General features: G+C 64.2%; 5 protein-coding genes (1 of these 5 cut by a window edge). 4 read left to right on the top strand and 1 reads right to left on the bottom strand.

Annotated elements, in window-relative coordinates; genetic code table 11:
• The first annotated feature begins 16 nt into the window (after positions 1-16).
• The 4 genes from clpB to AB843_RS02420 all read left to right on the top strand — a co-directional run bounded on the left by clpB (position 17) and on the right by AB843_RS02420 (position 6,467).
• Positions 17-2,638, top strand: coding sequence for an ATP-dependent chaperone ClpB (gene clpB, locus AB843_RS02405; protein ID WP_048645222.1), 2,622 nt, complete (start codon positions 17-19; stop codon positions 2,636-2,638).
• 60 nt (positions 2,639-2,698) lie between these two features.
• The gene (locus AB843_RS02410; protein ID WP_048645145.1) at positions 2,699-3,058 is read left to right on the top strand and encodes an MmcQ/YjbR family DNA-binding protein; all 360 of its coding nucleotides are present in this window, start codon (positions 2,699-2,701) and stop codon (positions 3,056-3,058) included.
• Positions 3,059-3,209: 151 nt separating this feature from the next.
• Positions 3,210-4,703, top strand: a complete 1,494-nt coding sequence (locus AB843_RS02415; RefSeq protein WP_048645146.1) for a L,D-transpeptidase family protein — start codon at positions 3,210-3,212, stop codon at positions 4,701-4,703.
• 207 nt (positions 4,704-4,910) lie between these two features.
• Complete coding sequence (locus tag AB843_RS02420; protein WP_048645147.1) at positions 4,911-6,467, top strand: MFS transporter; 1,557 nt, start codon at positions 4,911-4,913, stop codon at positions 6,465-6,467.
• Positions 6,468-6,544: 77 nt separating this feature from the next.
• Here the strand turns inward: AB843_RS02420 and AB843_RS02425 are convergent, their stop codons facing one another.
• On the bottom strand, positions 6,545-7,900 hold the 3' portion of the coding sequence (locus tag AB843_RS02425; protein ID WP_048645148.1) for a M23 family metallopeptidase. 576 nt of this gene lie beyond the right edge of the window; 1,356 of the gene's 1,932 nt are visible here — the last part of the coding sequence; the start codon falls outside the window, past its right edge; the stop codon is at positions 6,545-6,547.

Below are 7,900 nucleotides of genomic sequence, written 5' to 3' on the forward strand. Positions count from 1 at the left end.
GGGAATGGAGACATGCATGAACATTGAAAAATACTCCGAGCGTGTGCGCGGTTTCATTCAGTCGGCGCAGACGCTGGCTCTTTCCAGCAATCATCAGCAATTCGCCCCCGAACATCTCCTGAAAGTGCTGGTCGACGACAATGAGGGACTGGCCGCCTCGCTGATCGAGCGGGCCGGTGGTCGCGCGCAGGATGTGCGGTTGGCGGTTGATGCGGCGCTGAAGGCGATGCCTCGGGTCGAAGGTGGCAATGGCCAGCTCTATATGGCGCAGCCGCTGGCCAAGGTTTTCACGACGGCCGAGGAGGTCGCCAAGAAAGCCGGCGACAGTTTCGTCACCGTCGAGCGCCTGCTGACGGCAATGGCGGTCGAGAAGTCGGCCAAGACGGCGGATATCCTGGCGAAGGCCGGCGTCACGCCGGCGGCGCTGAACCAGGTCATCAACGATATCCGCAAGGGGCGCACCGCCGATTCGGCCAGCGCCGAGCAGGGCTATGACGCCTTGAAGAAATACGCGCGCGACCTGACGGCGGATGCACGGGCGGGAAAGCTCGATCCGGTGATCGGCCGCGACGATGAAATCCGCCGCACCATCCAGGTGCTTTCGCGGCGCACGAAGAACAATCCGGTGCTGATCGGCGAACCCGGTGTCGGCAAGACGGCGATCGCCGAAGGGCTGGCGCTGCGCCTGGTCAATGGCGACGTGCCTGAATCGCTGAAGGACAAGCAGTTGATGGCGCTCGACATGGGCGCGCTGATTGCCGGGGCGAAATATCGCGGCGAGTTCGAGGAGCGGCTGAAGGCCGTGCTCAACGAGGTCACCGCCGCCGACGGCAACATCATCCTGTTCATCGACGAGATGCACACGCTGGTCGGTGCCGGCAAGGCCGATGGCGCGATGGACGCGTCGAACCTTCTGAAACCGGCACTGGCGCGCGGCGAGTTGCACTGCGTCGGCGCGACGACGCTCGACGAGTATCGCAAGCATGTGGAAAAGGATGCGGCGCTGGCGCGGCGTTTCCAGCCGGTGTTCGTCAATGAGCCGACCATCGAGGACACGGTGTCGATCCTGCGCGGATTGAAGGAAAAGTACGAGCAGCACCACAAGGTGCGGGTGTCCGACTCTGCGCTGGTGGCGGCCGCGACCCTGTCGAACCGCTACATCTCCGACCGCTTCCTGCCCGACAAGGCGATCGACCTGGTCGATGAGGCCGCCGCGCGGCTGAGGATGCAGGTGGATTCGAAGCCCGAGGCGCTGGACGAGATCGACCGGCGCGTCATGCAATTGAAGATCGAGCGCGAAGCGCTGAAGGCCGAGAAGGACGAAGCCTCGAAGGACCGGCTCGGCAAGCTCGAGAAGGAATTGAGCGGGCTGGAGGAAGAATCGGTCCGGCTGACCAGCCTGTGGGCGGCCGAGAAGGACAAGCTCGGCTTTGCCGCCGAACTGAAGGGACAGCTCGACGAGGCGCGCAACGAACTGGCCATCGCCCAGCGCAAGGGCGAGTTCCAACGTGCCGGCGAACTGGCCTATGGGCGCATTCCGGAGTTGGAAAAGAAGTTGCTGGAGGCCGAGGCGCAGGGCGATGAAAGCACGCCCGGCGGCATGGTCGAGGAGACGGTGACGCCGGACCATGTGGCGCATATCGTGTCGCGCTGGACCGGCATTCCCATCGACCGCATGCTCGAGGGCGAGCGGGACAAGCTGCTGCGCATGGAAGACGAGATCGCCAAGCAGGTCGTCGGCCAGGGCGAGGCGGTGCAAGCCGTCTCCAAGGCGGTGCGGCGTGCGCGCGCCGGCCTGCAGGATCCGAACCGGCCGATCGGTTCGTTCATGTTCCTCGGGCCGACGGGCGTCGGCAAGACGGAATTGACCAAGGCGCTGGCCAATTTCCTGTTCGATGACGAGCAGGCGCTGGTGCGCATCGACATGTCGGAATTCATGGAGAAACACTCCGTGGCCCGGCTGATCGGCGCGCCTCCCGGCTATGTCGGCTATGAGGAAGGTGGCGCCCTGACCGAAGCGGTGCGCCGCCGGCCCTATCAGGTGATCCTGTTCGACGAGATCGAGAAGGCGCATCCCGACGTGTTCAACGTGCTCCTGCAGGTGTTCGACGACGGGCGGCTCACCGACGGGCAGGGCCGGACGGTCGATTTCCGCAACACGCTGATCATCATGACGTCGAATCTCGGCGCCGAGTACCTGGTCAACCTCAGTGAAGACCAGGATGTCGACCAGGTTCGCGACGAGGTGATGGGCGTGGTCAAGGCGTCGTTCCGGCCGGAATTCCTCAACCGGGTCGACGAGGTGATCCTATTCCACCGGCTGCGGCGGCAGGATATGGGGCAGATCGTCGAAATCCAGCTCAAACGGCTGGAGCGGTTGCTTGCCGACCGCAAGATCGTGCTCGACCTCGATGCCGATGCTGTCGAGTGGCTGGCGGCGAAGGGCTATGACCCCGCTTATGGCGCACGCCCCCTGAAGCGGGTGATGCAGAAGGAACTGCAGGACCCGCTGGCGGAGAAAATCCTGCAAGGCGAGATCTTCGACGGTTCGACCGTCAAGGTCTCGGCGGGATCCGACCGGCTGAACTTCCGGTCGCGCAAATCCGCTGATGCGGAACAGGCCGAACAGGCGGCTTAATGCATGGCGCATCCTATTGGATGCGCGGCGCTGCAAGGACGATTGACGAGGGGGAGCGCAATGCGGATCGAAGATTTCAATCGCGTGTGCGCTTCCCTTCGCCAGACCACGCATGTGGTGCAATGGGGCGGATCGCAGGTCTGGAAGGTTGGCGGCAAGGTGTTCGCCATCGGTTCAGGCAGCGATCACCTGGCCGTTTCCTTCAAATGCTCGGAAATGGCCTTCGACGTCTTGAAGGAACAGCCGGGCCTGCGACCGGCGCCCTATCTCGCCTCGCGCGGGATGAAATGGATCCAGCGGCAGACGGCCGAGGTTATGGATGACGCGGCGCTTGCCGACTATCTGGGTGAAAGCCACCGCCTCGTCGTTGCCGGCCTGACGAAGAAAACCCGCCGCGAACTGGGCCTGGAAGCCGTGTAGCGGCTGGAGAATGCGGGTTTTCATTTTTTCGCCATCTTCACGTCCGGTTCATCAAGCATGGTGAATAATTCGTCAAATCGCGAATCGCCGGGGCGGTTTGCCTTGTTGCGTGATTGTGCCGCGCGGTTGTTAGGAACGAGGGGCGAAGGTTTTGAGATTGCATTTCCTGACGGTTCTTTGCCTGGCTGTCGGACAAAGTTCGGTCCTTGCCGCGCAGCCGGAGAACGAAGACAGGCGTGGCTGGTGGGCAGGCCAGCCGCGCATGGACGTCGCGCAAGGGCTGTTGCCGGCGGCCAAGCCCGCCATCCGGCCGGTGCAACTGGCCCAGGCTTATGATTTCGACGTCTATATCGACCAGTACGGACGCGAGATCATCGTCGATGCGGCGACCGGCGAAGTGGTCGAGATCCGTCCGCCGGTGGCAGGCCAGCGGCGTCCGGCGCCTCCCCCGCCGCGTGCCCGGGAGTTTGACGGGCAGGTCTATGATTTCACCGACCCGCGCGAGGTCGACCGTTACCGCCGCGACCGCAGCAATGGGCGCGGCCGCAATTCGGCCCGTGCCGACGATCCCTATTCACAGCGCTTTCTGGAAGACGTGCCCGTCTATGAAGACCGGGGCGGTTTTGACGCGCCGCCCGTCTATGGGCAGGAGCCAATCCAGCGGGAGCCCCTGGTCGCTCCCTCCAACCCGAACGACATGGCCTCGATACCGCGGCAGGATGGAATGCGCGATGACCCGGGCCTCGGCGGGACGCAAACACCATCCCTGCCGCGCGACAGCGCGGTCGTCACACCAGGTGGATCCAGTGAGGAAGTGGCCGGATTCCAGGTGCTGCTCGACCGGGCGGGTGCCTCGCCCGGTGTGATCGACGGGCGCACCGGCGATAATGTCAACAAGGCGATCCGCGCCTATCGGGAGATCACCGGCCAGACCATCAAGACCTACGATGCCGAGTGGATCAAGGCCGAGCTCGAGCGGACCGGCGGCCCGGCCTTCCAGGACTATGTGATCACGTCGGAGGACGCTGCGGGACCGTTCATCGCCTCGGTCCCGGCGGACTACAGCCACAAGGCGCAACTCGACGCACTCTCCTACACCTCGGTCGCCGAGATGCTGGCCGAGCGCTTCCACATGGATGAGAAGTATCTCATCGCGCTCAATCCGGGCGTCAACTTCAACCGCGCGGGCTCGGTCATCAAGGTCGTGAACCCGGGCAGCAAGTTGAAGGCGCAAGTGGCGCGCATCGTTGCCGACAAGAGTGCCAAGCAGCTGCGCGCCTATGGGGAGGACGGCCAGCTTGTCGCCGCCTATCCGGCGACGATCGGCTCGGCGGATACGCCGTCGCCGACGGGAGCGCATACGGTGGCGCGCGTAGCGCTCAATCCGCAATACACCTACAACCCCAAAGTCAACTTCAAGCAGGGTGAGAACGACAAGGTACTGACCATTCCGCCGGGGCCGAACGGGCCGGTCGGGTCGGTCTGGATCGCCCTGTCGAAGCCGACCTATGGAATTCACGGCACGCCGGATCCGTCGAAGATCGGCAAGACCGCATCGCATGGCTGCATTCGCTTGACGAATTGGGATGCGGAGGAACTGGCGAAGCGGGTGAAGGCCGGCATTCCCGTCGAGTTCGTCGAATAGCGCATTGGCGGGAAAGAGACGTTGCCGTGTCAGCATGTGTCGCTTTGCTGAACGCGGTGATTCCAACCGGCGGTGAAATGCACTAGTTTCCCCGCATGCAAGCGCCCTGTGAAACCGGTTCTATAGCATCGGCCCGAAAATCGGAATCGATTTTCGGAAAGCACGATGCATAGATTCAAAGTATTGGAGCGTCCTTTGTGCGTCCAAATGGACGCACGGCGCTCTAATGCCGTTGTGCAAGCCAGTGACGGCGGCAACGGGACATTCTGCCCGCAGAAGCAGCGGCGCTATGTGCTGTTCGCCGCGATCCTCGCTTCGGCGCTCGGCTTCATCGATGGGTCCGTCGTGTCGGTGGCCATGCCGGCGATCCGTGCTGATCTTGGCGCGTCGCTTGCCGATGCGCAGTGGATTTCCAACGCCTATGCGTTGACGCTGGCGGCGCTTATCCTGGTCGGCGGGGCAGCCGGGGACAAGTTCGGCCTCAGGCGGACCTTCATTGCCGGCATTGTCCTGTTCATCCTGGCCTCCATCATTTGCGCGATTGCGCCGGATGCACGTTCGCTGATCCTGTCGCGCGGCATCCAGGGGATCGGCGCCGCCGTGATGGTGCCGGGCAGCCTGGCGATCATCGCCAAGGCCTATCCAAAGCGTGAGCGGGGCCGGGCCATCGGCATCTGGGCGGCGTCCTCGGCGCTGACGACGGCGATCGGGCCGGTGCTTGGCGGCCTGATGCTTTCGACGTTCGGCGACGGCGCCTGGAGACTGATCTTCGCCATCAACTTGCCGCTCGGCGCCCTGGCGATCGGCCTGCTTCTCAAGGTCCCGGCTGACGCGCCGTCCAGGCAGAGGCAGCTCGATCTTGGCGGTGCGCTGCTGGCGGTCATCGCCTTCGGCGCGCTGGCCTACGGATTGACGGCGACGACCTCCGATGCCGGAGATGCGCGGCTCGGCCAGGCGGGCGCCATGATTGCCGCCGGCCTGACGGTGCTGATCGGCTTCGTCGCCTGGGAATTGTCGCGCAAGGAGCCGATGATCAATCTCTCGCTGTTCCGCATCGTCTCGTTTGCCGGGGCGAATGCGGCGACCTTCTCGCTCTATTTCGCGCTTTCGGGCATCCTGTTTTATCTGCCGATGCTGCTGATTGCCGGTTGGGGGATCGATGCGGCGACGGTCGGCTTCATGTTCCTGCCGCTGTCGCTGCTGATCGCCCTGCTTTCCGGGCCGGCGGGCCGTCTGGCGGACGCGGTCGGTCCGCGCTTGCCGATCTCCGTCGGCAGCCTGGTGGTCGCGGTGGCTTTCGGCGGCCTTGCGGCCTTGGTCGGCGGCGGCATCCGCGCATTCTGGACGGCGGTGTTTCCGATGATGGTCCTGATGGGACTGGGGATGGCGCTGGTCGTATCGCCGTTGTCGACCGCCGTGATGACCTCGGTCGAGGACGACGATACGGGTGCCGCATCGGGCATCAACAACGCGATCTCCAGAATTGCCGGCCTGATCGCCGTCGCGGCGATGGGCAGTCTTGCGGCTTACCGCTATGCATCGAAACTGGGCGACAAGGCCGTCTCGATGCCGGCTTTCGGCGAGGCGGCGCCGGGGCTGTCGACGGAGCTGGAGGCGGCGCGGCTGGCGGCGGGCGATGCGGCCTTTTCCAGTGTGGCCTGGACGATGGCGGCGCTCAGCCTCGCCGCGGCGCTGCTTTCGTGGATGACGCAGTCATCGGGAAAACCGTCCGCTCATTCGGAGCGCGCCGAGGCGGGCCGCTGAACCGGTCGATCTCTTTGTTTTTCCGCATTTATGCAGACGTCAGGTGCTTCCACCTGACTGCAAAATGCTCTTGGCGATCAGTTGCCAACGGCCACCGAGAAGGGGTTTTCCTCATCGTTCTTCAAGAGGGCGTCGATCCGGTCGCGTTCACGGGCGAACGCTTCGAGGTCCTTGTCCTTCAGGGCGCGGTTGTCCGGCAGGCGAACACGCATCGGGTCGACCTTGGTGTCGTTGACCATCATTTCATAGTGAAGATGGTTGCCGGTAACCAGGCCGGTGGCGCCGACATAGCCGATGACCTGGCCCTGGCGCACCCGCGCGCCCGCGGTCACGCCCTTGGCGATGCCGCTCTGGTGATTGTAGGAGGTCTTGAAGCCGTTGTTGTGGCGGATGATGGTCTGCCGGCCATAGCCGCCCGCCCAACCGGCTTTTTCCACAATGCCGTCGCCGGCGGCAATGATCGGCGTGCCGCGCGGGGCGGCCCAATCGACGCCGGTGTGCATCTTGCTGTAGCCGAGGACGGGATGCCGGCGCATGCCGAAGCCCGAGGTGAAGCGGCCGTGGGGTACCGGGTTTCTCAGCATGAAGCGCCGCGCGCTGCGGCCTTCCTCGTCGAAATAATCGGTCGTGCCGTCATCGAACTGGAAACGGTAGAAGGTGCGGGTGCTGCCGCCGAAGTTGGCCTTTACATAAAGGAGCTCGGATTCCGACGTTGCATTCTCTTCCGCGTCGGGGGCGGAAAAGAAGACATCGAGCCGGTCGGTCGGCGCCAGGCGCGCCTGAAAATCCACATCCGCCGACAGGAGCTTGATGAGGCGCCGCGTCATCTCCTTCGTCAGGCCATAGGAATAGGCCGCGCGGTAAATGCCGTCATAGGCCAGGGGCAGGTCGGCACGGGCGCGACGCGGCGCTGCCGGATGGTCGAAGGCGGCGAGCAGCACCGGATTCATCTCCGGTTCCTCGGCCGGGACATATTGCTTGCGGTCGTCGAGCGCGATGGTGACGATGTGCTGCTTGCTGTCATAGACGCTGGTGCGGACGATGTGGCTCTCCTCACCCGATGTCTCGACGCCGATGCGCAGGATGGTTCCGGCCTTCAGTTCGGTTGCGTTGAGGAGCTTGCTGATCGCCTCGACCATGCCGTCGGCATCGCTGCCCTGATAGCCGGCCTGCTTGAAGACATCGGCGATGGGGCGCTCACTGCGGAATGGAACCAGGTCTTCGGCGAACTCGGGCGCGAATTCGGGAGTCGTGCGCAAGGCGATCGAGACATTCTCCGGCACGACGCGGGCGCCGAAAGCGGACAGCGCCTGTGTCGACAGGGTCTCGCCGAAGCGCTGCGGATCGACATAATGAAGCGAGGCCACCTGGACGTCACCGTCGGTGAGGATGGCGCCGGTGTTGCGCACCATCACCTCCACCTCATCGGTGGT

The sequence above is a fragment of the Nitratireductor soli genome (genome assembly GCF_001050155.1).
GTDB lineage: Bacteria > Pseudomonadota > Alphaproteobacteria > Rhizobiales > Rhizobiaceae > Nitratireductor > Nitratireductor soli.